The 23,053-nt window shown below is 54.7% G+C and carries 22 protein-coding genes; 2 read left to right on the plus strand and 20 right to left on the minus strand.

The features are described from left to right. Window positions 1-111: 111 nt before the first annotated feature. The 17 genes from ppc to rpoE all read right to left on the minus strand — a co-directional run bounded on the left by ppc (window position 112) and on the right by rpoE (window position 18,613). Window positions 112-2,754, minus strand: a complete 2,643-nt coding sequence (ppc, locus tag Q334_RS0115200; RefSeq protein ID WP_027313960.1) for a phosphoenolpyruvate carboxylase — start codon at window positions 2,752-2,754, stop codon at window positions 112-114. A gap of 126 nt (window positions 2,755-2,880) precedes the next feature. Beyond that, the gene (gene mazG, locus Q334_RS0115205) at window positions 2,881-3,687 is read right to left on the minus strand and encodes a nucleoside triphosphate pyrophosphohydrolase (protein WP_027313961.1); all 807 of its coding nucleotides are present in this window, start codon (window positions 3,685-3,687) and stop codon (window positions 2,881-2,883) included. Further along, window positions 3,684-5,957 (minus strand): GTP diphosphokinase, encoded by a 2,274-nt coding sequence (gene relA, locus Q334_RS0115210; protein WP_027313962.1) that lies wholly within the window; start codon window positions 5,955-5,957, stop codon window positions 3,684-3,686. Before relA ends, mazG begins: the two co-directional genes overlap by 4 nt. Window positions 5,958-6,086: 129 nt before the next feature. Further along, window positions 6,087-7,508 (minus strand): 23S rRNA (uracil(1939)-C(5))-methyltransferase RlmD, encoded by a 1,422-nt coding sequence (gene rlmD / locus Q334_RS0115215; protein WP_081414480.1) that lies wholly within the window; start codon window positions 7,506-7,508, stop codon window positions 6,087-6,089. Window positions 7,509-7,562: 54 nt separating this feature from the next. Then, the gene (gene cysM, locus Q334_RS0115220; protein WP_027313964.1) at window positions 7,563-8,453 is read right to left on the minus strand and encodes a cysteine synthase CysM; all 891 of its coding nucleotides are present in this window, start codon (window positions 8,451-8,453) and stop codon (window positions 7,563-7,565) included. A 26-nt stretch (window positions 8,454-8,479) separates the two neighbouring features. Continuing rightward, entirely contained in the window at window positions 8,480-8,881 is a 402-nt protein-coding gene (gene acpS, locus Q334_RS0115225) for a holo-ACP synthase (protein ID WP_027313965.1), read from the minus strand. Beyond that, window positions 8,878-9,621 carry a pyridoxine 5'-phosphate synthase gene (gene pdxJ / locus Q334_RS0115230; RefSeq protein WP_211249562.1) on the minus strand — a complete coding sequence of 248 codons (744 nt, stop codon included), beginning with the start codon at window positions 9,619-9,621 and terminating at the stop codon, window positions 8,878-8,880. Before pdxJ ends, acpS begins: the two co-directional genes overlap by 4 nt. Window positions 9,622-9,667: 46 nt before the next feature. Then, window positions 9,668-10,384 carry a DNA repair protein RecO gene (gene recO / locus Q334_RS0115235; RefSeq protein WP_027313967.1) on the minus strand — a complete coding sequence of 239 codons (717 nt, stop codon included), beginning with the start codon at window positions 10,382-10,384 and terminating at the stop codon, window positions 9,668-9,670. Window positions 10,385-10,391: 7 nt separating this feature from the next. Next, on the minus strand, window positions 10,392-11,297 hold the full coding sequence (gene era / locus Q334_RS0115240) for a GTPase Era (protein WP_027313968.1): 906 nt from the start codon (window positions 11,295-11,297) through the stop codon (window positions 10,392-10,394). Then, on the minus strand, window positions 11,294-11,974 hold the full coding sequence (rnc, locus tag Q334_RS0115245; protein ID WP_027313969.1) for a ribonuclease III: 681 nt from the start codon (window positions 11,972-11,974) through the stop codon (window positions 11,294-11,296). Before rnc ends, era begins: the two co-directional genes overlap by 4 nt. Then, window positions 11,971-12,339 (minus strand): DUF4845 domain-containing protein, encoded by a 369-nt coding sequence (locus Q334_RS0115250; RefSeq protein ID WP_027313970.1) that lies wholly within the window; start codon window positions 12,337-12,339, stop codon window positions 11,971-11,973. The genes rnc and Q334_RS0115250 overlap by 4 nt, the downstream gene beginning before the upstream one ends. 11 nt (window positions 12,340-12,350) lie before the next feature. Next, complete coding sequence (gene lepB / locus Q334_RS0115255) at window positions 12,351-13,157, minus strand: signal peptidase I (RefSeq protein WP_027313971.1); 807 nt, start codon at window positions 13,155-13,157, stop codon at window positions 12,351-12,353. Next, window positions 13,157-14,956 carry a translation elongation factor 4 gene (gene lepA / locus Q334_RS0115260; protein ID WP_027313972.1) on the minus strand — a complete coding sequence of 600 codons (1,800 nt, stop codon included), beginning with the start codon at window positions 14,954-14,956 and terminating at the stop codon, window positions 13,157-13,159. The genes lepB and lepA overlap by 1 nt, the downstream gene beginning before the upstream one ends. A 213-nt stretch (window positions 14,957-15,169) precedes the next feature. After that, complete coding sequence (locus Q334_RS0115265; protein WP_051527868.1) at window positions 15,170-16,573, minus strand: DegQ family serine endoprotease; 1,404 nt, start codon at window positions 16,571-16,573, stop codon at window positions 15,170-15,172. Window positions 16,574-16,611: 38 nt separating this feature from the next. Beyond that, window positions 16,612-17,130, minus strand: coding sequence for a SoxR reducing system RseC family protein (locus Q334_RS19415; protein ID WP_051527855.1), 519 nt, complete (start codon window positions 17,128-17,130; stop codon window positions 16,612-16,614). Then, entirely contained in the window at window positions 17,120-17,935 is an 816-nt protein-coding gene (locus tag Q334_RS20165; RefSeq protein WP_027313974.1) for an RseA family anti-sigma factor, read from the minus strand. Before Q334_RS20165 ends, Q334_RS19415 begins: the two co-directional genes overlap by 11 nt. Window positions 17,936-18,037: 102 nt before the next feature. Next, a complete protein-coding gene (gene rpoE, locus Q334_RS0115280) occupies window positions 18,038-18,613 on the minus strand; it encodes an RNA polymerase sigma factor RpoE (RefSeq protein ID WP_211249553.1) in 576 nt (191 codons plus the stop codon). A 130-nt stretch (window positions 18,614-18,743) separates the two neighbouring features. Here rpoE and nadB point away from each other — a divergent pair, with 130 nt between their 5' ends. Next, window positions 18,744-20,372, plus strand: coding sequence for an L-aspartate oxidase (gene nadB / locus Q334_RS0115285; RefSeq protein ID WP_027313976.1), 1,629 nt, complete (start codon window positions 18,744-18,746; stop codon window positions 20,370-20,372). Here nadB and Q334_RS0115290 read toward each other — a convergent pair. After that, on the minus strand, window positions 20,369-20,779 hold the full coding sequence (locus tag Q334_RS0115290) for a protein YgfX (RefSeq protein WP_027313977.1): 411 nt from the start codon (window positions 20,777-20,779) through the stop codon (window positions 20,369-20,371). The two genes, nadB and Q334_RS0115290, sit on opposite strands and share 4 nt — an antisense overlap. Continuing rightward, the gene (locus tag Q334_RS0115295) at window positions 20,757-21,017 is read right to left on the minus strand and encodes a succinate dehydrogenase assembly factor 2 (RefSeq protein WP_035461836.1); all 261 of its coding nucleotides are present in this window, start codon (window positions 21,015-21,017) and stop codon (window positions 20,757-20,759) included. The genes Q334_RS0115290 and Q334_RS0115295 overlap by 23 nt, the downstream gene beginning before the upstream one ends. Before the next feature lie 238 nt (window positions 21,018-21,255). Between Q334_RS0115295 and ygfZ the strand changes: the two genes are divergently transcribed. Continuing rightward, the gene (gene ygfZ / locus Q334_RS0115300; RefSeq protein WP_051527857.1) at window positions 21,256-22,302 is read left to right on the plus strand and encodes a CAF17-like 4Fe-4S cluster assembly/insertion protein YgfZ; all 1,047 of its coding nucleotides are present in this window, start codon (window positions 21,256-21,258) and stop codon (window positions 22,300-22,302) included. A gap of 28 nt (window positions 22,303-22,330) precedes the next feature. Here the strand turns inward: ygfZ and ung are convergent, their stop codons facing one another. Then, a complete protein-coding gene (gene ung / locus Q334_RS0115305) occupies window positions 22,331-23,032 on the minus strand; it encodes a uracil-DNA glycosylase (protein ID WP_027313980.1) in 702 nt (233 codons plus the stop codon). Window positions 23,033-23,053: the final 21 nt, after the last annotated feature.

Below are 23,053 nucleotides of genomic sequence, written 5' to 3' on the forward strand. Positions count from 1 at the left end.
TTCATCAGGTTAGAGGTCGTACGCCTCGACTAAAGCAGGTGTTAACACCTACCCCAGCATCACCTGTCAACGTCAGGATGACTCGCGATGCTCACCTGTCCGCATCATCGTTTAACCGGTATTGCGCATCCCGGCTGAAATGCCCGCCATAGTCACCATCAACGCCTGATCAATCTGTGCAGCCACCCCTTCACTTCCCTGTAGACGCTCCCGTCGCAGCAACTCAGCCTGAAGCAGGTGCAATGGATCAATATAGGGGTTGCGTACACTAATGGAGTGACGAATGACCGGATTATTCACCAGCAGTTCATCCTGCTGGCGTATGCGCTTAAACAGATCAATTAATCCCTGTAAGCGCGCACGTAAAGAGGCTCCCAACGGCTGTAGATCTGCCCCGACCAGACGCTGATCATACCAGGCACTGGTTTCCTGGTCGGTTTTCGCCAGCACCATCTCCAACATGTCCATGTAGGTGTTGAAGAAATGCCAGTTTTCAATCATTTCCCGTAAAGCGGGTAAACGCTCTGTCGCCTCAATCCGGGCCAATGCCTGGTCGGTACCGAGCCAGGTGGGCAACATCAGACGCATTTGCGTCCAGGCAAAAATCCACGGAATCGCCCGTAAGCTTTCTACCCCACCATCCACTTTACGTTTTGCCGGACGGCTCCCTAATGGCAATTTCGCCAGTTCCTGCTCCGGTGTCGCCGCTCGGAAGTAAGGTACAAACTGCGGATTATCCCGCACCATGTCACGGTATTCACGGCAGGCAAGTGCCGCCATCTCATCCATCAGTTCACGCCATTGTGGCTTGGGTGCAGGTAAGGGGGCCAAGGTTGCCTCCAGCACCGCGCCGGCATAGAGCTCAAGGTTCCGCACCGCGATTTGCGGGATACCAAACTTAAAGCGAATCATCTCGCCCTGTTCGGTGACCCGGATGCTGCCATTTACTGAACCTGGCGGCTGCGACAGGATGGCGATATGGCTTGGGCCACCACCGCGCCCTACAGTACCCCCTCGGCCGTGGAACAGGGTCAGGTGCACACCTTGCTCTTTACAGAGCGCCGTTAATGCCTCCTGCGCCTTAAACTGGCCCCAGGTAGCGGCTAAGTGGCCGGCATCCTTGGCGGAGTCGGAGTAACCGATCATCACCGCTTGTTTATTGGCGATATAGTCGCGATACCAAGGAATCTGGAACAGCTGACGCAGGCAATCCTGGGCAGCATCCAGGTCATCCAAGGTTTCAAACAAGGGCGCCACTGGCATATTCCAACGTACCCCAGCTTCCTTCAATAGCAGGATAACGCTGAGTACATCTGAGGGAGTACTGGCCATGGAGATAACATAACAAGCCAGCGAGTCAGGTGCCGTTTGTGCAATGCAACGACAGGTGGCAATCACTTCCTCCACATCTGCACTGGGTTGCCAGTCACGCGGTAGCAAGGGACGCTTACTCTGCAACTCTTGCAGCAGGTAGGTTTGTTTTTGCTGTTCCGGCCACTCTGAATAACGGCCCAACTCATAATATTCGGTCAGCGCATCCATTACCTCGGTATGACGTTCTGAGTTCTGACGAATATCCAGGCGCAACAGGTAAATACCGAAGCAGGAGGCTCGGTGGATGACATCACGCAGTAGGCCTTCGGCAATCACCTCCATGCCACAGGCACGTAGGCTGCGGTCACAGAGCTGCAGGGGCTCCAGCAACTGCTGATTGTCAGTTAGTACCTGCTCACTATCAATATGTTCGCCCTCTAATGCCGCCTCAGCCCAATCCAGAGTGGCCTGTAGACGCCGAGCAAGTTGTTTCAGGTAAACCCGATACGGCTCTAACTGCTCCGCTCCAACCAACGCACGCAGCTCATCGCTACATTCATGCATCGACAGTTCTGCGCGCAGGCGCTCCACATCATTAAGGAACAGATCTGCGGCCTGCCAGCGTGCCAATAATAAGACTTCCCGAGTCACCTTGGCGGTGACGAAGGGGTTGCCGTCACGGTCGCCCCCCATCCAGGAACAAAAACGAATCGGGGCAGCGGTTAAAGGCAGGACCTGTCCAGTACTCTGCTGCAAAGCCGCATCCAACTGGCGTAAAAAACGTGGGACGGCATTCCATAGCGAGTTTTCAATCACCGCAAAGCCCCATTTGGCTTCATCCACTGGGGTCGGGCGCTTGGTGCGGATTTCATTGGTATACCAGGCCTGAGCGATCAGCTCTTGTAAGCGCTGATGCAAGCCTTGTTCTTCCTCCGCGCCTTTGGCCAAATCCAACGCCCGCAGACACTCAGCGATACCATCGTATTTTTGGATCAGGGTGCGGCGCACGGCCTCGGTGGGGTGAGCGGTCAATACCAGCTCAATTTGCATATCCAGTAGCTGTTGCACTAGGGTTTCTTGGCTCACGCCAGCGGCCTGAATACGTGCCATTTGTTGGCTCAGGGTGTCATCATCCAGCATTAAGCTGGCATCCTGTTTGCGTCGGCGCACCCGATGCACTTCTTCGGCAATATTAGCCAGATTAAGAAATTGGTTAAAAGCACGGGTAACCGGCACTAATAGATCATCGCTCAAACCCGTCAGCAAGTTTTCCAACTGCTCACGGCTGGCACTGTCACCACTGCGGCCTTCTTTCGCCAGGCGACGAATCTGCTCAATAATTTCCAGTACCTGCTGACCCCCATCTTGTTCAATGGTGTGTCCCAGGCACTCACCAAGTAAACGCACGTTATCCCGCAGGGGGGCATGAATATCCGCCATCTTCACAACTCCTTGGATTTAGGGATACAGCCGAAAGCAAGCCACCCGCGATGCGTTGATAGACTTCTGTCCAGTCACAGGCTGTGACCATACTCGGCTGGTTCATGCGGCGGGAGAGTAGCGGGTTTATAACCCTTCGCGCTTTGCCTGGTCCCAAAGCGCATCCAGGCCGGGCAAGTCCATTTGTTGCATGGAATCAGGCCCTGCCAGCTGCTCAACACGACGGAAACGTCGCTCAAACTTGGCGTTTGCACGTCGCAACGCCGCTTCGGGATCTACCTTAAGATGTCGAGCTAGGTTAACGCAACAAAACAGTAAGTCTCCGACTTCATCCTCAATAGCATCCTGCTCTCCCTGGTGTACCGCCTGCTCGATTTCATCCAGCTCTTCCACCAGTTTGGCGCGCACCGGCAACCACTCAAACCAATCAAAGCCGACCGATGCCGCCCGCTTTTGCAGTTTGTTGGCTCGCTGGAGCGCCGGCAGAGCTGAGGGCACATCATCCAACACGGAGGCATGGTCTTTACCCGCGCGTTCTTCGGCTTTAATTGCCTCCCAACGGGCTTTAATTTGCTCTTCCGTTAATGGTGGCGTATCAGCCTTGGCATACAGATCGGCGGTTGGGAAAACATGGGGATGACGACGAATCAGTTTTGCTACCAAATTGTCGATAATGTCTGCCAGGTCGAAGTACTGCTGCTCTTTACCTAACTGGGCATAGAAAATGACCTGAAACAGCAAATCCCCCAACTCATCCTTTAACTGGGCAAAGTCTTCGCGCTCAATGGCATCGGCCACCTCATAGGCTTCTTCCAGGGTGTGCGGCAGAATGCTGGCAAAATTTTGCTTTAAATCCCATGGGCACCCCGTCTCCGGGGTGCGCAGGCGTTGCATTAAAAAAAGCAGATCGGCTAGTTGGTAAGGCTGACTCATTTCTTACTCGGTGCGGCCAGGCTACGCTGGCGATGTACATCGATCACATTGGATAACTGGGCAATCTTGTCCATTAACCGTCCCAGTTGTTCCAAGCGGCTAATCTCCAGGGTCATGGCAACCCGTGCGGTGCAAAACACCTTGTCGGTCTGGGTATGGAAACTGAGGATATTGACCTTCTCGTTAGAGAGCGTAGCGGTGATGTCCTTTAATAGCCCTGAACGGTCAAAGGCCTCCACCACAATATCCACTGGATAGGTCTGCTCAGGCTCTTCACCCCAGCTGACCTGCACCATCCGCCGTGGTTCTTTTTCCTGCAGTGCCAGTAAATTCTGGCAATCCTGACGGTGAATAGAAACACCACGGTTTAAGGTGATATAGCCGACAATGGGGTCTCCTGGCACCGGTTTGCAACAGGTAGCCATATGGGTCATCAGATTCCCCACGCCGAGAATAAAGACCTCCGCATCATCCTGACGGATTTTGCTGCGTCGCTCCTTAATCACCGGCAGCTCAAACTGGCTGGCAGCCCCGCTGGGCTCCAACTGTTTTTGCACCTCATGGATGATCTGTGACAGGCGTAGATCCCCCGCCCCCAAACCGGCAAACATATCTTCCGCGGCACGCAGATTGAGCGCCTGGGCAATCTGTTCGTAATTGACCTGTTCCAGTGCCAAGCGCTTGAGTTCACGCTCCAATAACTGCCGCCCCTCGGCAACATTGTCATCCCGGTCTTGCAGCTTAAACCAAGCCTGAACCTTCGCCCGCGCACGGGAAGTGTAGAGGTAACCAAAGTTTTGGTTGAGCCAATCCCGGCTCGGCGTACCGCCTTTCTGGCGCAGAATTTCCACCTGATCACCGGTTTTAAGCTTGTAGGTCAAGGGCACAATGCGGCCACCGACTTTAGCTCCCCGGCAACTGTTACCAATCTCGGTATGCACCCGATAGGCGAAGTCCAATGGAGTGGAGCCATTGGGTAAGTCCACTACATGCCCTTCAGGGGTAAAGACGTAGATACGATCCTGGGTGATGGAGTTGCGCAGCTGATCCACCAGTCCAGTGGCATCGCCCATTTCCTCCTGCCACTCCAATACCTGACGCAGCCAGGCGATCTTGTCTTCGTAACTGTTGGACTTGTTTTTGACATCGGTGCCTTTGTAGCGCCAGTGCGCACAAACCCCCAGCTCGGCTTCTTCGTGCATGTTCTGGGTACGAATCTGTACCTCAAGCACCTTACCTTCCGGCCCGATCACCGCCGTATGCAGCGAACGGTAACCGTTCTCTTTGGGGGAGGCGATATAGTCATCAAACTCATTTGGCACATGGCGCCACAGCGCATGGACAATCCCCAGGGCGGCGTAACAATCCCGGACTTCCGGCACCAGAATGCGCACGGCGCGGATGTCATACACCTGGGAGAAAGGAATGTTCTTGCGCTGCATTTTGCGCCAGATCGAATAGATATGCTTGGCACGCCCCATCAGCTCGCCTTCGATACCGGCGTCCGACAGTTTCTCTTTTAATACCGACAGCACATTCTGGATATAACGCTGACGATCCAGACGCTTTTCATCAAGCAACTGCGCAATGTGCTTATAGGCATTGGGCTGCAAATAACGGAAGGACAGGTCTTCCAGTTCCCACTTGATATGACCGATCCCCAGACGGTGGGCCAGGGGAGCATAGATATCAAACACTTCACGGGAAACCAGATAGCGCTTTTTACGATTAGCGTGCTTGACCACACGAATCGCACAGGTCCGCTCGGCCAGTTTAATCAGGGCAACTCGGACATCATCAATGATGGAAACCAGCATCTTACGAACGTTATCGAGCTGGTTTTCATTTTGCCCCAGGATAGGCGCTTTGCTTGGCCGTATCAGTGGGGTGATGGCAGCCATCTGCAACACCCCATCAATCAGCTTGGCGACCTGCTTGCCAAACTGGCCTTCCACCTGGGCCAGGGTCAGCTTTTGCTGGCGCACGGCACGATAGAGTACAGCGGCAACCAGGGATTCAAAATCGAGGTTGAGCTCCGCCAGGATCAGCGCCATTTCCAGGCCGGTGTGCAGACAGTTCATGGGACTGTTTTCCCACTCATCATCCTCACCGGATTCGGAACGCGGCACCACTGCCTCTACCATACGGCAAGCACTAATCAGCTGTTCCGAGTCGGTCAGCGGTATGTGTTCGCCAAGCTTGGATAGCCAAACGTTGAGATCAACGCTGCCATCTTCAAGCACATAGTGGTCTTCGCGTACTTTGACCATGGTTAATGCACTCCCTGTCTACCCGTGCAGGGTTTTGTAATTATTGGTGACACCCATCACTGCCTGTGACGGGGCATGGATGGCTGGTCTTCCCCCGAAGATGCTCACTCTCAGCCATCAAACGTATTTTCAGTCCGCTTTCTCGAACAGCGCTATCGCTTCAATATGCGCCGTTTGCGGGAACATATCCATGGCCCCTGCCTGGCTAAAACGATAGCCATGGCGAACCAGTTCCGCGGCATCCCGCGCCAGAGTCGCCGGGTTGCAGGACACGTAAAGAATGCGACTGGGCGACAACTGCGCCAGATACCCCATCGCTACTTGTGCCCCCGCTCTAGGAGGATCAACCAGCACCTTATCAAAGCCCTGGCTGGCCCAGGCCTGCTGACTAAAGGGCTGCATTAAATCTGCCGCGACAAAGTCCAGGTTGCTTAGCTGGTTCAGGCTGGCATTCATGCGCCCGCGGGCAACCATTGCCTCGCTGGCTTCCACCGCCACTACCTGCTTAGCCTGACGCGCCAATGGCAAGCTGAAATTACCCAGCCCACAAAACAAATCCAGCACCCGCTCATGCGGCTGAACATCCAGCAACTCCAGTGCCAACTTGACCATTTGTTGATTAACACTGGCATTCACCTGGGTAAAATCCGCCGGGGTATACCCCAGCCTCAGCGCAAAAGCGGGCATAGTATAATACAAATGCTCGTCCTGATTGGCTGACGAGGGGCAATAAAGCCGGGTTTGGCCCCCCTTGCCCTCCTCCAACCATAACTGACAATGCTGTTCTGCTGCCCAGGCTAACCACTGCTGCAGCACTACTTTGGGTAAAGGCGCGAGAATACGCACCAAAACAGCCTTATCCTCATCCCCAGCAGCCAGCTCCACATGACCCAGTTGCTCAGGCTGCGGATGCTGCGCCAATAACTGTTGCAAACCAGGCAAGAGCGCATTGAGTTCAGGCTGCAGCACCAGGCATTCACTGACTTCCACCACCTCCTGCTGCCGGACAGCACGAAAACCGAGCTGCAGTCGACCCTCTTTACTCAGCCAGCGCAGTGCCAGATGAGCACGACGGCGGTAGCCCTGACTCGGCCCCTGTAGGGGAGGTAGCCAACTATGCGGCTGCACCTGACCCAAGCGCTGTAACTGTTCGGCCAATACCTGTTGTTTCAGTTGCAACTGAGCATCGGCTTGCAGATGCCAAAGACTGCAACCACCACAGCGGCTGGCATAACGGCACTCAGGCTCAATCCGCTGGGGAGAGGCCTGCTCAACCCTCAGGGTTTGCGCCTCAATAAAACGTCCTTTTACCTCGGTTACCCGTGCCTGTACACGCTCATCCGGCAGCGCCCCTTCGACAAAACAGGTTTTCCCTTGATAACGGGCCACTCCCCGCCCTTCATGGCTAAAGCCCTGGATGTCCAACTCCAACAATATCCCTTTGCTGATGGGGGACGAGGGCTCCGTTGCCGGAGTCGCCTGTGCAGCAGGACGCCCAGGCGTAGCACTTTTGCGCCGGGGCACTTTAATCCCTTTCAGTTTCAAAGCCATGACAACGACTCCCCCTGCCTAGCTACAACACAATAGGAGAGGAGAGGCTCCCGCTTAACCACGGAATACCCCCGTCGACAGATAACGATCACCGCGATCACAGATAATGCAGACAATCAGTGCATTCTCGAGCTGTGCCGACAGCCGTAACGCCCCAGCCACCGCACCACCGGAAGACACGCCACAGAAAATCCCCTCTTCTTTGGCCAGTCTGCGCATGGTCTGTTCGGCTTCGCTTTGCTGTATATCCAGCACCTGATCCACCCGCTCAGCCTCGAAGATGCTTGGCAGATAAGCGGCAGGCCAACGACGAATGCCCGGAATACTGGAGCCCTCTTCAGGCTGAAGGCCAACAATCTGAATCCCAGGATTCTGTTCTTTTAAGTAGCGTGACACCCCCATAATGGTACCGGTGGTGCCCATCGAGCTGACAAAGTGGGTAACTTTCCCTTCCGTCTGCTGCCAGATTTCCGGGCCTGTGCCACGATAGTGCGCCAGAGGGTTATCGAAGTTGGCAAACTGATTAAGCACCTTGCCTTGCCCCTCTGCCTGCATTCGCTCGGCCAGGTCACGCGCCCCTTCCATCCCTTCAGCCTTAGTCACAGAAATAATTTCTGCCCCGTAGGCGGTCATCGCATCCCGACGCTCCTGACTCATGTTATCCGGCATAATCAGCACCATGCGGTAGCCTTTAATCGCCGCCGCCATCGCCAAGGCGATGCCAGTATTGCCTGAGGTGGCTTCAATCAGGGTGTCGCCCGGCTTAATGTCACCGCGACGCTCAGCTTCCTGGATCATCGACAGGGCCGGGCGATCTTTCACCGAACCCGCAGGGTTATTACCCTCCAGTTTGCACAGGATGGTATTGCTGGTTTGTCCTGGTAGACGCTGCAAACGCACCAGCGGGGTATGGCCAACATAGTCTTCAATGGTAGGAAAATGCATCGCGTAAACCTTGTCTTACTTTCAGCTTAAGACTGCGCCTGGACACTGGGGTTCCGGCTCATCACCACAAATGCCAAGGCATAGGCCTGTTCATCTGCCAGGCTGAGGTGCCACTGGTTGATGCCCTTACTTTGGGCAATCTCCATCGCTCTATCGACCAACTGCAAATAGGGCGCCCCTAGCTCATCATTAAACACCTGCATGTGAGTTAAAGAGATTCCCTGTGCCACCCCGGTTCCCAGAGCCTTGGCACAGGCCTCTTTTGCCGCCCAGCGCTTAGCCAACCAGGCCGCTGGCTGACTACTCTGTTCAAACAACGCCCATTCGGCATCTGCCAGAATCTTGCGGGCAAAACGATTAGCGGTACGTGTCAGCACCGCCTCGATCCGGGCTATCTCCACCAAATCGGTGCCAATGCCAATAATCATCCTTGCTGACGCGCCTGCAGCATCAGACGCTTCATTTCCGCTACGGCTTCTTTAAAGCCAACAAAGACCGACTGAGCTACGATCGCATGACCAATATTGAGCTCATTTAGCTCCACAATCGCCGCAATCGGCTCCACATTGTGATAGTGCAGACCATGTCCGGCATTCACCACCAGCCCCTGACTGTGCGCATAACGGGCAGCCTGGGCAATGCGCTTGTACTCTTGCTGTTGCTCTTCGTTGCTCTGGGCATCGGCGTAGGCACCGGTATGGAGTTCGATCACAGGCGCACCGCAGCGTTTGGCGGCATCGATCTGAGCTTGCTCGGGGTCAATAAACAACGACACCTCCATGCCCTGACTGGCCAAGCGCTGACAGGCCGCTTTGATCTTGGCCTCCTGCCCCGCTACATCCAACCCCCCTTCGGTAGTCAGCTCCTCACGACGCTCCGGTACCAGGCAGATATGGGCCGGTTTAATCTGCTCAGCAAAGCTGAGCATCCACTCAGTCACCGCCATTTCCAAATTCATACGGGTCTGCAGCGTTTCGCTCAGCAAACGCACATCGCGCTCCTGAATATGGCGCCGATCTTCACGCAAATGCACGGTAATGCCATCCGCCCCCGCCTCTTCTGCCAGCATGGCCGCATAAACGGGATCAGGATACCGGGTGCCCCGGGCCTGACGCAGAGTGGCAACGTGGTCAATATTGACCCCCAGCAGAATACGATTGGGTTCGATCATGGTGAATCCTTGTGTTCTCTCGCTGTGCCATGCACAAGCCGATTCAGCTGAACTGCCCTGGCCGCTGAAATAATAAACGGCTATGCAGTGGTTTTTCCCCCAGATGCGGTTGCAGTGCTTGGCGTAATAATATTTTGCCAAGCCGCCGTACCTGGGGTTGTTGATAGTCATCCTCCGCCAGAGCCAAGAGCACCCAGCCAGGATAGTGATATTGAGGATTGTGCGCCCCGCTGGCTAAACGCTGCAAGCCTTGCTGTGGATCAAACTGATACCAGCTCTGCGCTTGCAATGGCTGCCCTTCCACACAATGACTTAGGTTCAGGGCAAACCCTAGCTCCGCCAACAGCTCCTTCTCAAAGCGCCGCAACACCGCTTCCAGCGCCCCCTCTTCAGCAAGATGCTGCAAAGCCCAGGCGTAAGTGACAAAGAGTCGCGGCTGGGGTTCGCCTTCGGCTAATAAACGCACCAGCAACTCATTCAAATACAGCCCACTGATCAATACCCGCCCTTGCAAATGGGCAGGCAAGCCATTGGCTTCCACGCTCTGCAGATTGCGCAGGCTGGCACGGCCACTGTAATTGATTTGTAGGGGAAGGAAGGGTTGCAGCAGCGAGCGCTGGCGACTCTGAGGGCGGCGTGCGCCCTTGGCGACCAGGCCCAGTTTACCCTCATCGGGAGTCAGCAGCGTCAACAGCAAACTGGTCTCCCGGTAAGGGCGGGCATGCAAAAGGTAAGCTGGTTGGCTCCACAGCTGGGCCATAGGTGGCTCAAGCCAGGTCAGTGTAGCCTAGGCTGTGCAGCGCACGTTCGTCATCGGACCAACCGCGCTTCACTTTCACCCAGAGGTTCAACATTACTTTAGCCTCAAACATACGCTCCATATCCAGGCGCGCATCACGGCCAATCACTTTAATCCGGCTACCACCATCACCGATGACGATCTTCTTCTGCCCATCCCGCTCCACCAGAATCAGAGCATGAATGTGCAGAATACCGCGGTCATCATACTTAAATTGCTCAATCTCAACGGTGACGCCATAGGGCACCTCTTCGCCGAGCTGGCGCATGACCTTTTCCCGTACCAGCTCTGCCGCCACAAAACGGGAGGAGCGATCGGTAATCTGATCTTCGCTAAAGTGATGTACCCCCTCTGGTAGACGCTCAGCCACCAGATCTTCCAAGCGATCAACGTTATGACCTTCTTGGGCAGAAATAGGAATAATCTCAGCGAAGTTAAACTTAGCGGATACCTGCTCCAACCAGGGCAACAAAGTCGCCTTATCCTGCAGGCGGTCAACTTTATTAACTGCCAAAATCACCGGGCAACGCACGTTCTGTAGCTGCTCCAGCACCAGTTGGTCCTCATCGGTCCAACGGGTACGGTCAACAATAAAGATCACCAGATCCACATCTTTCAGGGCACTGTTAGCCGCTTTATTCATGTAGCGGTTTAACGCGGTTTCCCGTGACTTATGTATCCCGGGGGTATCCACATAAATCGCCTGGAGCTCACCCTCGGTTTTAATCCCTAAGATCTGGTGGCGCGTGGTTTGTGGCTTGCGCGAGGTAATACTCAGCTTCTGCCCCAGAATGTAGTTCAGCAGGGTCGACTTACCAACATTAGGGCGCCCTACAATGGCAACAAAGCCACACTTCTGCACTGGCTCGCTCATGGCTGCTCTCCTAATAAGGTCAACGCCTGACTGGCTGCTTTTTGTTCGGCCACCCGACGACTGCTACCACTTCCCAGAGTCGGCTGCTGCAGCAAACTCACAGTACAGCTCACTGTAAATACCTGGGCGTGAGCCTCACCATCAATACCAACGGTTTCGTACTCGGGTAACTCCGCGCCCTTTCCTTGCAGATACTCTTGCAAGCGGGTCTTGGCATCTTTCTGATTATCCTTCAGATCCAACTTCTGCAGTCGGCTACCAAACCAGGCCAGAATACGCTCTTTGGTCACACTCATATCTGAGTCAAGATAGATCGCACCGATCAGGGCTTCCATGGCATCGGCCAGGATAGAATCGCGGCGAAAACCACCGCTTTTCAACTCACCAACCCCCAGACGCAGATAATCCCCCAAACCAAACTCGCGGGCGATTTCAGCCAGGGTCACCCCCTTCACCAAACGCGCCCGCAGGCGGCTTAGCTGGCCCTCTTTCGCTTCTGGAAAACGCTGAAATAAGGCTTCAGCAATCACACAATTCAGCAGTGAGTCGCCAAGAAACTCCAGGCGCTCATTATTTTTGTTACCGCAGCTGCGATGGGTCAGGGCCAGTTCTACTAGGGTTTGATCCTGAAACTGATGGCCTAGTCGCCGACACAGGGGTTGTAAGTCCGTACTCAAGGTAATTTAGCTTCGTAATAATGATTAAAAGTCAGGGCCAACTCAGCATTGGCCACCAGCGCGACGCGCCGCTCATATTCCACCCGTACCTGCCAGACATTGCCGGCACGCTTGATGCTGAGCGCATCCTGCGGCAAGTCCACCGAGTTAATCTGCAGGCGCTTGCTTAAGCCTTCCTGAATACCATTCTGACCACGCTTGAGTTGATTCGTGTCAGCCAGCGTCGCCTCCAGGCTAGCCTTAACGGCGCTATCAGCCATATACAGCGGCACCACCTTGGCAGCGATAATCACGCCAATGATGAGGATCAGAACATTGAGCAGGGTGCCAACCGAGGCACCACGCTGCTTAAGCAGAGATTGCATCGCAACGCTCCTTACAGGATGCGGCCGTTATTGGCCAGACTGGGAATACTGAAAAAGTTCTCCCAGTGTAGCCAGACATAGAAAGCCTTGCCGACGATATACTCCTCTGGCACAAAGCCCCAATAGCGGCTGTCATTCGAGTTATCGCGGTTATCCCCCATCATAAAATAATGACCGGCAGGCACTTCCCACTCTGCTTCTACCCGTGGCCGCGTGGGGGCTTTATAGATACGGTGGCTGACATCACCCAACTGTTCCTGGAATAGCTGCAGGGAAGGCTGCACCGGAGGAATATTAGCCAAAAATTGTTCTGGCACTTCCTGGCCATTGATATATAAGCGCTTATCCAGGTAGGCAACATGGTCACCCGGTAAACCTACTACCCGCTTGATGTAGTTCACCCGCGGATTTCCCGGATACTTAAACACCATGACATCACCACGCTGGGGTTCACCCAGGTTCATCAGTTTGGTGTTAATCACCGGCATCCGCAGGCCGTAGGAGAACTTATTTACCAGAATAAAGTCCCCAACCTCCAGAGTAGGCAGCATTGAGCCCGAGGGAATCTGATAAGGCTCCACTACAAAGGAGCGCAGTACAAATACCACCGCCAGCACAGGAAAAAAGGACTTTGCGTACTCAACAGGCCAGGGATCGGCACTCAGTTTTTGCAGCGCTTGCGTATCCGTCAGCCCCTGTTGCTGGGCTAACTCAGTACGCGCCTTACGCTTACCGGCAAAAAACAGAATATCAATCAGCCAGACCACACCGGTAATGAGTACCGCCAGGGTCAGAATAAGAGCAAAGTCCAGATCCATCAGCTATCCACCTTAAGTACGGCCAGGAAGGCTTCCTGAGGCACTTCCACCCGCCCCAGTTGCTTCATGCGCTTCTTACCTTCTTTCTGTTTCTGCAGCAGTTTCTTCTTACGACTGACGTCACCACCGTAGCACTTGGCCAGTACGTTTTTACGCATGGCTTTTACTGTGGTACGGGCGATAACATGACCACCAATGGCCGCTTGAATCGCCACATCAAACATCTGTCGGGGAATCAGTTCTTTCATTTTTTCGCACAGCATACGCCCACGATACTGAGCGTTATCACGGTGCATAATGACCGCCAAGGCATCCACCCGGTCACCGTTAATCAGGATATCCAAACGCACCAGACTGGCTGGTTGGTAACGCACAAAGGTGTAGTCGAGAGAAGCGAATCCGCGGCTGACCGACTTCAAGCGATCAAAGAAGTCCATCACCACTTCACTCATGGGCAGCTCATACACGACCTGTACCTGGGTTGCCATAAAGTGCATGTTCTTCTGCACCCCACGCTTCTCCACGCACAGGCTGATCACATTGCCCAGATACTCCTGCGGCACCAGGATGCTGGCCTCGACAATAGGCTCCCGCATCTCTTTCACCTTACCCGGCTCTGGCAGCTTGGAGGGGTTATCCACATACACAGTATCCCCTGAGTTGAGCTCCAGCTCATACACTACCGTGGGTGCTGTGGTGATCAGATCCAGATCGTATTCACGCTCCAAGCGCTCTTGAATGATCTCCATATGCAGCATCCCAAGGAAGCCGCAGCGGAAACCAAAGCCCAACGCATCGGAGGACTCAGGCTCAAAGAATAGGGATGCATCGTTCAGCGACAGCTTATCAAGCGCCTCACGGAAGTCTTCATAATCATCTGAACTGACCGGGAACAGGCCGGCATACACCTGGGGCTTCACTTTCTGAAAGCCCGGCAGACTGGCCACATCCGGCGTACTGTTGAGGGTCAGGGTGTCACCCACTGGGGCGCCGTGAATATCTTTAATGCCAGCGACCACGTAGCCTACTTCACCGGCACGCAGTACATCGGTGGACTTACGTTTAGGAGTAAAGACCCCTACATCATCAACCAGGTGCACTTGACCGGTAGACTTCACCAGAATCTTGTCTTTTTTACGCAGGGTGCCATTTTTAATCCGCACCAAGGAAACAACCCCCAGATAGTTATCAAACCAGGAGTCGATAATCAGCGCTTGCAGCGGGGCATCCACATCACCTTCAGGAGGCGGAATGCGCTTAATCAGGTCTTCCAACACATCCGGTACGCCCATCCCGCTCTTGGCGCTGACAGGAGTCGCATGGGTTGCATCAATCCCAATGATATCCTCGATCTCTTGCTTAACCCGCTCCGGCTCGGCCTGGGGCAGATCCATCTTGTTCAGCACGGGCACCACTTCCAGTCCCTGCTCAATAGCGGTATAGCAGTTAGCAACAGACTGAGCCTCTACCCCTTGGGCTGCATCCACTACCAACAAAGCCCCTTCACAGGCGGCCAGGGAGCGGGAAACCTCATAAGTAAAGTCAACGTGTCCTGGGGTATCGATAAAGTTTAACTGATAGGTTTGACCATCCTGCGCCTGGTAGTTCAGGGTAACGCTCTGGGCCTTGATGGTAATACCGCGCTCACGCTCGATATCCATGGAATCGAGTACCTGCTCGGCCATCTCGCGCTCAGTCAAGCCACCACAGGTCTGAATAAAACGGTCGGCCAGGGTGGACTTACCATGGTCGATATGGGCAATGATGGAAAAATTGCGAATATGCTTGAGACTGCTCACGGATCCATTCACCAACGCTAGCTGAGGGTGGCCTAGGGGTCGACTCATTCAGGCATCCCATACCTAGGGAACCCGGACTGCTAAGCCAAAACAGGGCGGCATTCTAGCCGATTTAGCCGCCATTAGCATCTGAGACGCCGAATAATTCCTGCTCCGTCCTTGTTACAGAAAAGCAAAGGGCGGCTCAATAGCCGCCCTGACCAGGTTGATTCTTTACTCGATACGCAGGGGCAGAAAGATCGGCGAACCATTACGAATAATCTGCACTGGCACGGAACGCTGTTTGGGCAGCTTTTTCACCACCGCCTGCAACTCTTTGACTGAGTTAACCGCCTCGCCATTGAGTAGAGTAATCACATCTCCAGGTTGAATACCGGCACTGGCAGCAGGGCCTGGCTGTACTTGGCGCACCTCCACCCCCGCTTCGACTTGCAAACGCTGCTTCGCTTCAGCCGACAAGTCCGCCACCATGATATTCAGGCTACCCACATTGCCCTTATTAGCGGACTGACCATTATCCGCCAGAATCGTAGTCTCATCGTCTGGCAGCAGGCCGATTTCAACGCTCAGCGTCTGCTTACGCCCCTGGCGCATGACTTCAACCTCAGCTTTGTCTCCTGGCTTCACCCGTCCCACTAAAGGTGGCAGCTCGGCTGACAGGTTAATATCACGCCCCTTAAAGCGGATAATGACATCCCCTTCACGCAGACCGGCTTTTTCTGCCGGGCTATCCGGCAACACCTTGGCCACCAGCGCGCCTGCTGCTTTATCCAAGCCAAAAGATTCAGCCAGATCACGGTTAACTTCCTGAATAATCACCCCTAACCAGCCACGTTTGACATGACCTTCGTTACGCAACTGGTCCGCTACTTCCATCGCCACATCGATAGGAATAGCAAACGACAGCCCCATAAAACCGCCAGAGCGGGTGTAAATCTGGGAATTGATTCCCACTACCTGACCATCCAGGTTAAACAGGGGGCCACCAGAGTTACCGGGGTTAATCGCCACATCGGTCTGGATAAAGGGCACATAGTTATCCCCAGACAGACTACGCCCCACCGCCGATACTATCCCCGCGGTGACGGAGTAATCGAAACCGAAAGGTGAACCAATGGCGACCACCCACTCCCCTACTTTCAGATCACGGGAGCGACCGACTTTCACCGTAGGCAGGTTGTCTGCCTTGATTTTCAACAACGCCAGATCCGAACGCGCATCCGCCCCGACTAATTCAGCGGTCAGTTCACGGCGATCATTCAGGCGCACAATAATTTCATCTGCGCCATTCACCACATGGCGTTTGGTCAGAATGTAGCCATCCTCTGAAATAATGAAACCTGAGCCGAGTGAGCGTGGCTGGGGCCGCTGCTGTTGCGGGGTCTGGGGACCGCGCTGACCGAAAAAGAAGTGACGGAAAATTTCCGGCATCTCCTGAAAAGCGGGGTCATCCGGATCAAACGGCATAAAGGGGCCAGAGTTAGAGTCGGCGCCAAAGGGCTGCACATTCTTGACGGTGCTGATATTCACCACCGCCGGAGCAGACTGCTCCACCAACTCGGTAAAATCCGGTAACTGAAAGGCCAGCACCTGACTAGCCCACAGACTGCATAGCATCCACAGACCAGCGAGGCTGGTCAGTACTGAACGTGATTTCACGGCTGCTTTACTCCATCCAGGAAGGTGACATGAATACGCTCGTGTTCCTCAGTGCCCATCTTGATTTTTTCTAGTATTTGCGGCTGCCAGAGTCCCTGACTCTGACAACGACTCAGATAGCGCAGCCCGGCCAGTCCCAGCAGCAAGCCTAGTGCGCCTGCGCCAAGCTGCCAAGCTTCATTCAGTTGCAAGGTAGCCAACACTCCAGCAAACAGACCTGCTAAGGGAAGCAGATAGGCCAAGGCAGAAACCTGTAATAGCGCATGGGGAGACAAGCCCAGACGCACCTGGTCTCCGACCCTCAGCACCATGCCCTGGGGGATATCCAACCACAGGCGATAGCGCTTACCATCCCCTAAGCGGTTAAGTAGTCCCTGCCCACAGCCCTGGCGTAACTGGCAACTACCACAGGCAGAACGGCGGATGGTTTCCACCCGTACCTGCCTCCCCTGGGACTCCACAACCTGTCCCAGTTCGAGCAACTGGCCCTCATCCATTTCGCTATCAGGGTTCATGACGAATATGCTGAATCAAACGCAGTGCATCATCACGACTGATATCCCCCGCCACGGTGACAAAAAACTCACCCTGGGGGCGCAGCAACTGCTTGCCCATCACCAATCGCCCTTGCTTTTCAATGCTGCCCTCCGTCAAGCGGCGCATGCCTAGGGGCTCAATAAAGACACTGAACGCCTCGCCTTGATTGGCGAAGGTCATGACCTGTTGATCTCCCCCTTGCTCCTGTCGCAGCAGTTGATAGCCAGGTGGGAGCCAGCTCAGTTGCCATAACCCCACCCGTTGTTCTAAGCGCTGCTGATGGCGCAACAGGTAATCCTCCAGGCCGGAGTTCAGTCGAATATAATCCCCCATCGGCGCTTCCGCTTGACCCAGACTGGTGCCATAGGCAACTGGCTGCGCCTGGCTGGCCAGAGGAAGGCGAGCACTGCTCGCCAACTGAGGTGCGGGCGACGGGACCACACCACTGCTAGGCAGCCAGCCTAACCAACCAGCGCCAAAGAACACTGCGCCAGCAAAGGAGGCTGCCACCGCTAAATGACTAAAAGGACGCCACCAGGATTCTGGTTTTACCACGACCGACTCAGCCATGGCAGAGTCCTGCGCCAAGCTCTCGCGCACACGATCCGCCAGTTGCCAGTCCAACTGCAACGGCTCACCTCGTAGAGCTTCACGCATCAGGCTGTAATGCTGCCACTGCTGGCGTTGCGCGTGATCGTGCTGCGCCAGCACCCGTTTGACGCCCAGCTCATCCAACTCTCCGTCAAAGAGAGCAGACAACTGCTCACGTTGGGTTTCTGACATAGACATACCTCAAAATCTCTCAACCTAATCGCAGGCTTTGCCAACCCAAGGGTTGTACCTGTCTATTCGCTTAGTCGTGCCGAGGTTGGAAAAGTTCCCACGCTAGAGCAGGGGCGCTAAATTTTTCTCGATCGCTTCCCGCGCACGGAAAATACGTGAACGCACGGTACCCACCGGGCAGTCCATGATTTGGGCAATATCCTCATAACTGAGGCCATCAAACTCACGTAGCGTCAGTGCCACCCGTAACTCTTCCGGCAGCTGTGCCAGAGTAGTACGTATCACTTGCTGCACCCGCTCTTTATTGAGCTCTTGCTCAGGCGTGCTGTGATCATGCAGAGGCGCCCCAACCTCTAGGTGCTGCGCATCATCCACATCCACATCGGCACTGGGTGGACGACGCCCCCGAGCCGCCAAATAGTTTTTGGCGGTGTTCACCGCAATCCGATACAGCCAAGTATAAAAAGCACTGTCTTCGCGAAAATTGGCTAGCGAACGATAAGCCTTGATGAAGGCTTCCTGAGCCACATCCAGGGCATCGGCATCACCGACAAAACGGCGTACCAGAGCCAGAATCCGATGCTGATACTTGATCACCAACAGATCATAGGCGCGGGTATCCCCCTGTTTAGCCCTCTGTACCAGGGCGGCATCCGCATCTAGGCTGTCCAGGCTCACCTTGTTCTCCCTTGTCAGACCGGCGCATTATTACCCGAAGCCGGTTGAATTCCAACGCATAGCCAAACACCCCACCTTCGCTTATAGTTCGCCTCCATGCGCAGATCTTTGGTGAAGGATAGCCCTGTCAATGAGCGTTCAGCATGACTTTGATGTTCTGGTAATTGGTAGTGGAGCGGCGGGGCTAACCGCCGCGTTGCACTTAGCCGATCACTTGAACGTTGCCGTTCTTAGTAAGGCAGAACTCCATTCTGGTTCCACCTATTGGGCCCAGGGCGGTGTGGCCGCCGTGCTGGACCAACAAGACTCCGTTGATAGTCATATCAGCGACACCATGGACGCCGGTGCCTGGTTACCCCGCCCTGAGGCGGTACGCTTTACCGTTGAAAATGGCCCCAGCGCTATAGAGTGGCTGATTGAGCAAGGAGTTCCCTTCACTCCTGATCCTGATGCACGCCAACAGAGCCTACCCTACCACCTGACCAAAGAAGGCGGCCATAGCCACCGTCGCATCATTCATGCCGCCGACGCCACCGGGCGCGCCATTGAGGATACGCTAGTCACCAACACCTTGGCCCACCCTCGTTTACGCTTATTTCAGCATCATCTGGCGGTGGATTTGATTACCCAGCAAAAGCTTGGTTTGGGGGGCAATCGTTGCCTGGGGGCTTATGTGCTGGATTTAGCTTCCGGCCATGTAGAGGTGTTTAAAGCTCGCTTTGTCATCCTTGCCACCGGCGGAGCCAGCAAAGTCTACCTCTATACCAGCAACCCTGACGGTGCCTCCGGCGATGGCATTGCCATGGCCTGGCGCGCCGGTTGCCGGGTCGCCAATCTGGAGTTTAATCAGTTCCACCCCACCTGCCTGTATCACCCCAAGGCGAAATCCTTCCTGATTACCGAAGCAGTGCGGGGAGAAGGTGGTTACCTGCGCCTACCCAGTGGCGAGCGCTTCATGTTCGATTTTGACAGCCGTGGCGAGCTGGCCCCCCGGGATATCGTTGCCCGCGCCATTGACCATGAGATGAAGCGCCTGGGACTTGACCACGTATATCTGGACATTTCCCACCGCGATCCGGACTTTATTCGCAGTCATTTCCCTACGGTCTATGAACGCTGCCTGAACTACGGCATTGATATCACCAAGGAGCCCATTCCGGTGGTACCCGCTGCCCATTACACCTGTGGTGGGGTGATCACCGATATTCAAGGGCAAACCGATATCAACAATCTCTATGCCATTGGCGAAACAGCCTTTACCGGCTTACATGGTGCTAATCGTCTGGCCTCTAATTCTTTGCTGGAGTGCTTGGTATTTGCCCGCTCCTGCGCCCAGCAAATTCTCAGCCAAGCTCAACGAGTTGCAGAAGTACCTGACATTCCCTGCTGGGATGAAAGCCAGGTCACCGACTCTGATGAAGATGTGGTGATCTCACATAACTGGGATGAACTCAGACGCTTTATGTGGGACTACGTCGGCATTGTCCGCACCACCAAACGCCTGCAGCGGGCACAGCATCGTATTGACTTACTCAAGCAAGAAATTGCCGAGTACTACAGCAACTATAAAATCAGCCGTGATTTGATCGAGCTGCGCAACCTGGCCGTAGTGGCGGATCTAATCATTCGCTCTGCGTTATTACGCAAAGAAAGTCGCGGACTCCACTACACTCTGGATTATCCCGATACGCTGCCAGAGGCACGGGATACGGTGCTGGCGCCGCTTAATTACCCCTGGCCCCAACAACAACGTAACTAGCCCCGCTTGGGGCTAGCCAGTCCCTGCCATAACAACCGTACCCGCAGGCGCCGAAAGTCATCCGGCTGACAGGCATCGCGCCAAATTAGCAAGGGCTGAGGGGTATAAAGAATAATCAGCCAGGGACTAAGCCAAGCCTGACGAGGAGCCATCCATTGCCAGCGCCCGTCTTGCCACAGCCACCAATCCTGCTGACGCCAGCGCAGGGCACTGACTTTCGCTGCGACAGGCCGACGCCAGCCGTACCACCCTCCTCCCAGCAGAAGGAGTAATAGCCCCAGTTGCAACTCAGGCTGGCTCAACAACAAGCCTAGCGCCAGCAGTATCAGTGCCGCTCCAGCCAGCTGCCAATAGCGTGCCCAATAGCTAGGGCCGAGAGTCAGGCTATTTTGGCTGAACCCGCTCAAGAATAATCCTTACCATTCTGGCCAGATCGGCATCCTCCGCCTGGGCATGTCCCATAAACCAGGCAAAAAGATCAGTGTCTTCCTGAGCTAACAACTTCACAAAGCGATGCTTGTCATCCTCTTCGAGATCATTAAAGGCTTCCTCAACAAAGGGGATCAACAATACATCCAGCTCTAACATCCCCCGTCGACTATGCCAACGCAGACGCTTTACTTCGGTTTCGTTAAATACAGTCACGACACCACTCCGACCGATGAAAAAGGCCCCCATTATAATCACTCACCTGCGGCCCGCCATCGCCTGGCGATGACTTTACCCCAAGGTATGACTATATTAGTCAGCCCTTACCGATACTTCTGCCTGCAGCAACAGGCCGCTACTAGACTAAGCGGCTGCTATCAAGGGGGCTGCAGCCGGTAAGCCTTAGGCTCTCCCATTCGCTGATTAACCCCATAGGGGTAGCTGGATATTAATGATGAACAACCAATGGCAACGCTTTCTAAGTCAGCATGGCGCCAGTTGGGACGAAGCGGGCTACCAAACCCACTTTGCCAACCCTCCCGCAGACCGCCCCTGGTTGAGTGATCTCTCCTATCTAGGGTTGCTAAGCTGCCAGGGCGAAGGCGCCGAGAAGTTTCTGCAGGGGCAATTGACCTGTCACCTTGGCCAAATCACCCCAAGCCAGACCAGCTTAGGTGGACTCTGCACCCCCAAGGGGGCATTACTCAGCCTGTTCCGCATTAATCGTCACGATCAAGGCTATCTGCTTGGCATGCCTGCCGATACCCTGGCTTCCACCTTGCAGACCCTCAACAAATACATTGTATTTTTCAAAGCCAAGCTAAGTGATGTCTCGGCAGAGTGGGTGCGCTTAGGCCTGCAAGGCCAAGGGGCAGACAATATTTTACTGGCCCTGTTTGACGATTGCCCAACACAGGATCATCAGCAGCTGGCCATTGCTGGCGGTTACCTGATCCGCGTTCCAGGCCAACAGCCACGCTTTGAGCTGTGGTTACAAACTGAAGCCGCCATCCAACTCTGGCCAGCTTTGATGGAGCATGCCAGTTTTGCCGCTAGCCAGTTATGGGAACGCAGCGAAATTGATGCAGGCCTACCCTGGCTACCCGCCGCCTTGATGGAGAGTTATATCCCACAGATGCTTAACCTGCAGGCACTGGGAGGGGTGAACTTTAAGAAAGGCTGCTACACCGGCCAGGAGATTGTCGCCCGCATGCAGTATCGCGGCTCACTCAAACGCTGCCTGTTTATTGCTGAAGTGAATAGCCAGGTTCCGCTCAGCCTGGGTATGCAAATTGATGGGGAACGCGCCAATCTTGGCCAAGTTGTACGCTTTGTCGAACTCAGCCCTGGCCACTATCGTCTGCTCGCTGTGCTGTACAAAGAAGAGGCAGAGAGCCAGACCTTATATCTCAGTGGCCAGCCACAAGCCAGTCTGACTCTGTTGCCATTACCCTATACCATTGACCCCGAGGTGTTTGAGCGCAAGGTGCCCAAGCTATAAACCTAAGCCCCCTACCAAGACGGGGTTATTACACCTCGTCTTGTAGCTGATAACTGGCAGGCAACTGCCAGTTAATCGGCGCAAGTCCCTGCTGCTGCAAATAAGCGTTGGCACGACTAAAGTGACCATTACCAAGAAAGCCTCGGTAGGCAGATAGCGGTGAAGGATGAGCCGACTCCAGTACCAGATGACGCTGACGATCAATCACCCGTCCCTTCTTCTGGGCATAACTGCCCCACAGCATAAAAACCAATCCCTCACGCTGCTCATTCAAACGCGCGACGATCGCATCGGTAAAACTCTCCCAGCCTTGGCCCTGGTGTGATCCAGCCTTACTTTGCTCTACCGTCAGCACCGCATTGAGCAGGAGCACCCCCTGCTCAGCCCAAGGAATCAGACAACCATGAGCCACTGGCTGCACCTGTAAATCCCGCTGCAGCTCTTTATAGATATTCTGCAAAGAAGGCGGTACTGCCACCCCTGGTTTCACGGAAAAACACAAACCATGCGCCTGACCTGGGCCGTGATAAGGGTCTTGGCCGAGAATTACCACCCGGGTGGCATCAAAAGGAGTAAAACGCAGGGCGTTAAACCAATCATGGGAGTGAGGGTAAATAACGCGCCGGGAATCCTTTTGCTCACGCAAAAAGCTTTTCAGCTTCAGCATATAGGGCTGGTTCAACTCCTGATCCAGCCACGCTTGCCAACTGGGGTGCACCTGTACACTCATGCCACGCCTTACCTCTTGATT

The organism is Balneatrix alpica DSM 16621 (genome assembly GCF_000619885.1).
GTDB classification, from domain to species: domain Bacteria; phylum Pseudomonadota; class Gammaproteobacteria; order Pseudomonadales; family Balneatricaceae; genus Balneatrix; species Balneatrix alpica.

What these genes read in the sequence shown, in the direction of transcription:
- ppc (WP_027313960.1), bottom strand. Translation starts at nt 2,754, where the DNA reads ATGGCGGATATTCATGCCCCCCTGCGGGATAACGTGCGTTTACTTGGT.
- mazG (WP_027313961.1), bottom strand. Translation starts at nt 3,687, where the DNA reads ATGAGTCAGCCTTACCAACTAGCCGATCTGCTTTTTTTAATGCAACGC.
- relA (WP_027313962.1), bottom strand. Translation starts at nt 5,957, where the DNA reads ATGGTCAAAGTACGCGAAGACCACTATGTGCTTGAAGATGGCAGCGTT.
- rlmD (WP_081414480.1), bottom strand. Translation starts at nt 7,508, where the DNA reads ATGGCTTTGAAACTGAAAGGGATTAAAGTGCCCCGGCGCAAAAGTGCT.
- cysM (WP_027313964.1), bottom strand. Translation starts at nt 8,453, where the DNA reads ATGCATTTTCCTACCATTGAAGACTATGTTGGCCATACCCCGCTGGTG.
- acpS (WP_027313965.1), bottom strand. Translation starts at nt 8,881, where the DNA reads ATGATTATTGGCATTGGCACCGATTTGGTGGAGATAGCCCGGATCGAG.
- recO (WP_027313967.1), bottom strand. Translation starts at nt 10,384, where the DNA reads ATGGCCCAGCTGTGGAGCCAACCAGCTTACCTTTTGCATGCCCGCCCT.
- era (WP_027313968.1), bottom strand. Translation starts at nt 11,297, where the DNA reads ATGAGCGAGCCAGTGCAGAAGTGTGGCTTTGTTGCCATTGTAGGGCGC.
- Q334_RS0115250 (WP_027313970.1), bottom strand. Translation starts at nt 12,339, where the DNA reads ATGCAATCTCTGCTTAAGCAGCGTGGTGCCTCGGTTGGCACCCTGCTC.
- lepB (WP_027313971.1), bottom strand. Translation starts at nt 13,157, where the DNA reads ATGGATCTGGACTTTGCTCTTATTCTGACCCTGGCGGTACTCATTACC.
- Q334_RS0115265 (WP_051527868.1), bottom strand. Translation starts at nt 16,573, where the DNA reads ATGCTATGCAGTCTGTGGGCTAGTCAGGTGCTGGCCTTTCAGTTACCG.
- Q334_RS19415 (WP_051527855.1), bottom strand. Translation starts at nt 17,130, where the DNA reads ATGAACCCTGATAGCGAAATGGATGAGGGCCAGTTGCTCGAACTGGGA.
- Q334_RS20165 (WP_027313974.1), bottom strand. Translation starts at nt 17,935, where the DNA reads ATGTCAGAAACCCAACGTGAGCAGTTGTCTGCTCTCTTTGACGGAGAG.
- nadB (WP_027313976.1), top strand. Translation starts at nt 18,744, where the DNA reads ATGAGCGTTCAGCATGACTTTGATGTTCTGGTAATTGGTAGTGGAGCG.
- ygfZ (WP_051527857.1), top strand. Translation starts at nt 21,256, where the DNA reads ATGAACAACCAATGGCAACGCTTTCTAAGTCAGCATGGCGCCAGTTGG.
- ung (WP_027313980.1), bottom strand. Translation starts at nt 23,032, where the DNA reads ATGAGTGTACAGGTGCACCCCAGTTGGCAAGCGTGGCTGGATCAGGAG.